This is a genomic window from Burkholderia sp. BCC0419, from assembly GCF_902830285.1.
Classification (GTDB): domain Bacteria; phylum Pseudomonadota; class Gammaproteobacteria; order Burkholderiales; family Burkholderiaceae; genus Burkholderia.
In genome coordinates this window covers 1-396 of the sequence record NZ_CADESR010000034.1, presented here as the reverse complement: position 1 = coordinate 396, position 396 = coordinate 1, and the positions used below count along the sequence as shown (strand labels likewise).

Sequence of the window (396 nt, the reverse complement as noted above, 5' to 3'; positions counted from 1 at the left end):
CGAAACGCCGCTGAATCTGGCGTCCCCTAGGGGATTCGAACCCCTGTACTCACCGTGAAAGGGTGATGTCCTAGGCCTCTAGACGAAGGGGACAACGTACTGCTTACATCCTTAACGAGAAAGCCCGTTCAAAAACGCTTTTGAACGGGCTTCGTTCTGGCGGAGCGGACGGGGCTCGAACCCGCGACCCCCGGCGTGACAGGCCGGTATTCTAACCAACTGAACTACCGCTCCAGCTTTTCTGCACCACCGCCTGCAGGATCTCGTCACGTTCCTGCACGCGTTGCGACACTTCTACGAAACGCCGCTGAATCTGGCGTCCCCTAGGGGATTCGAACCCCTGTACTCACCGTGAAAGGGTGATGTCCTAGGCCTCTAGACGAAGGGGACAACGTA

The 396-nt window shown here is 57.8% G+C and carries 3 tRNA genes; all 3 read right to left on the bottom strand.

What is annotated here, in order from left to right:
- Positions 1 to 17: 17 nt before the first annotated feature.
- The 3 genes from HWW87_RS36910 to HWW87_RS36900 all read right to left on the bottom strand — a co-directional run bounded on the left by HWW87_RS36910 (position 18) and on the right by HWW87_RS36900 (position 390).
- Positions 18 to 93 (bottom strand) — tRNA-Glu (locus HWW87_RS36910).
- 64 nt (positions 94 to 157) lie between these two features.
- Positions 158 to 234 (bottom strand) — tRNA-Asp (locus tag HWW87_RS36905).
- 80 nt (positions 235 to 314) lie between these two features.
- A tRNA-Glu gene (locus HWW87_RS36900) sits at positions 315 to 390 on the bottom strand.
- Positions 391 to 396: the final 6 nt, after the last annotated feature.